This window comes from Nostoc sp. MG11, assembly GCF_014904695.1.
Lineage (GTDB): Bacteria > Cyanobacteriota > Cyanobacteriia > Cyanobacteriales > Nostocaceae > Komarekiella.
Genome location: NZ_JACXXN010000149.1, coordinates 1 through 2,609, shown reverse-complemented (window position 1 = coordinate 2,609; position 2,609 = coordinate 1). Strand labels below are relative to the sequence as shown.

3 protein-coding genes and 1 pseudogene are annotated in these 2,609 nt (G+C 42.4%); 2 read left to right on the top strand and 2 right to left on the bottom strand.

Going from position 1 to position 2,609, the window contains the following annotated elements:
- The coding region (locus HCR01_RS37625) for a DUF5131 family protein (RefSeq protein ID WP_193200965.1) at window positions 1-406 on the top strand (406 nt) is incomplete at its 5' end.
- A gap of 72 nt (window positions 407-478) precedes the next feature.
- Here the strand turns inward: HCR01_RS37625 and HCR01_RS37620 are convergent.
- On the bottom strand, window positions 479-1,258 hold the full coding sequence (locus HCR01_RS37620) for an Rpn family recombination-promoting nuclease/putative transposase (protein ID WP_193200964.1): 780 nt from the start codon (window positions 1,256-1,258) through the stop codon (window positions 479-481).
- Window positions 1,259-1,321: 63 nt separating this feature from the next.
- Window positions 1,322-1,543 carry a helix-turn-helix domain-containing protein gene (locus tag HCR01_RS37615; RefSeq protein WP_226890085.1) on the bottom strand — a complete coding sequence of 74 codons (222 nt, stop codon included), beginning with the start codon at window positions 1,541-1,543 and terminating at the stop codon, window positions 1,322-1,324.
- Between the two features lie 337 nt (window positions 1,544-1,880).
- Here HCR01_RS37615 and HCR01_RS39745 point away from each other — a divergent pair.
- Window positions 1,881-2,609, top strand: a pseudogene (locus HCR01_RS39745) (helix-turn-helix domain-containing protein); the annotation flags it as partial.

Below are 2,609 nucleotides of genomic sequence, written 5' to 3'. Positions count from 1 at the left end.
GCTTGAGGAAATTACTTTATCCCGATATCACAACAATGGAATTGGCTATTTAGGACACAAAATTAAATGTCCAAATTGTGGAGTCACTGGTATTAATCCCCCAGATAAATACTACCAATACTGCTGGCAGTGTAATAGTGAAATGGAGAGAAAAGAACCGACGATTTCGTGGATTATATGCGGTGGGGAGTCTGGTCCCAATTCCAGACCATGCCATATTGAATGGATTGAGTCAATCGTCAACCAGTGTCAGGCTTCCAATACACCCGTGTTTGTCAAGCAGTTGGGTGCTAATGCTCACTACCAGGGACAGCGATTCAAAACCCGTGAGCGCAAGGGTGGAGAAATTCACGAGTTTCCTGAACAACTGAAAATCAGGGAATTCCCGCTACTAGTACGTGAGTAAAAGCAAATATCTGCACGACACTGTAACCGCGCAGTTAGCGCAAATGCTTAACAGTTTTAAGACCTCTGCTCTTTAAGACTTCCGCTCACTATGTTTTTCAACAGCTTGTCGCACCGTTTCAATATCTAACTCCAGTGCTTCGGCTATTTCTTCTATGCTCAATCCCACTTTCAACAGCCGTGGCACTGTCTCTAACTTTGTTTCTAATTGAGCTTCTTGATAAAACCGGGTTTGTTGCCACTGTGTTAATCCAAACATTGCTTCTAGTTCCTGCCGACTCTTGTCTGCAAACTTGTAAACTAACATCCTTTCTATCAATTCTAAAAGGTTTCTCCGGCTTGGTTCAGGTGACTGCTGCACTGCGTTGATTAAGTTTCTAGCTTTTATCACTGCTTCATCGGAGGCAGCAACCACGAACTTAACAATTCCCAACCCAATAGAATCAGGCAATGTATCAGCTAACTCATCCAAATAGACAATTTGAATTTGCCCAAGCGCCAGTGAAGTTTGATAAGCCAGAGGTATGCCAGGGTCAAAACTGCGTTTGGGCCAAAGCACCACAGCTTGCCAGGATTTGTCCGGTCTGTACTGATTCAGGTATAAAAATGCCTCTGTTATTAACCGCCAGTACAGATCGTCATCCCGTTGAAACTGCACTTCCACAAAATAAATTGGATCTTCGGGGAAGTCAGCTTTGGGTAAAAATAACCCATCCAAGCGACGTGCTAACTCCTTTATTTCTACGGAGGTGAACTGGTAATGTGCGGCAATAGCAGGGGATTGTTCCATCAACTCAAACAGAACACTAGGAAGATTTTGAAACAGAGTGTAAAAGATAGTATCTGTCTTCATTCTGGCTGGCGACGCTCCTTTGCCAACCTTCCTGGGTAGGACAGAGGGGTGGTGGTTAAAGGGTTAACCATCTTTGCCCACCTCTTCTGCCGGAAACCACTCCAATATCTCTCCTGGTTGAATCCTATAGGTTTCGCAAAGAGCTTCCAGGATCTTGGAGGAAGGAATGTAAGTCGGGTCTGCTGCTAATTTGTACCCCGTGGTGTCAGAAATTTTGGCATCTTGAATCATTCGATAAGCTGACAGCCCTCGATTCTCTAAAAATTGCTTGATTTTGTTTCGCATTGGCATAACCTCAATACTACTATGACTATTATACCCCAAATGTTTTTGCTGCAATTGTCACGATACTGTAAATAATATGGTAGTATTAAATCTAGAGAAGCCACTCCTGCCGTCAATCTCAAATACTTCCGTCAAATAAGTGTCTAATACCAAACTTGGATGCTGTCATAGACGCAATATTTGCTCAAACAACAAGCAGTGGACTTACTGCTTACAAAATAAATCTCTTTGTAGAAAAACTTCAGCTTTTGAATTTAAACAATCTTGAGAACTTGAGAACATAGTTATTTTCTTTGACAAGAAGTTTGTTGGATTAGCACAGGAGGAAAAGTAGCTTATGAGTAAGGTCGTAGCGGGAAAATCTACCAGAGGGCATTATACTCAAATTTCTAACGCACTCATTCGTAATTCGGAAATTGATGATAGTACATTCAGACTTATTTGCTGGATGACATCACATGATGAAGGCTTTGAAGTCAACTTCACTAATATTCAAATTTCCCTGGGTTACGGTCGAGATAAGTTAAGAAAAATTCTCAAAAATGCCGAGATCCATAATCACCTAATCAGGCGGAAAATTCGCACTTTATCTGGCTTATTTGATTTTGAATATCACGTTTTCAAAGACACCGAAGATGCGATTGCTTTTCGCAATTCTTTGCCACAAGCAGAATTGACCAGTGACTTGTTTTCAGGGGGTGGTTCAACCAGGGGGGTCAAAACCGGAGGTGGTTCAACCGGAGGTGGTTCAACCAGGGGTGGTCAATCAACCCCTGTATATATAGAAGAACAATATAAAGAAAACCAAAAAGAAGAAGAACAAACACAAGAAGCGCCCCCACCTCCCGGCGCACCCCCCACCCATGAATGTGCGTGTGAAGATGAATCAATTTGGGATATTGCTGCCCAACAAGCCACAAGCGTAGAAAATGCGTACCTTGAAGAATTAATCCCCAAATCTTCTTCTTCGTTGTTAAAAAAATCCGAGTCTTCGCAACAAACCGATAACCCCTCAAGTGGATCTTCTATTGCGGCGGGATCGTTCGATAAAGTCGAACAAGTGAAC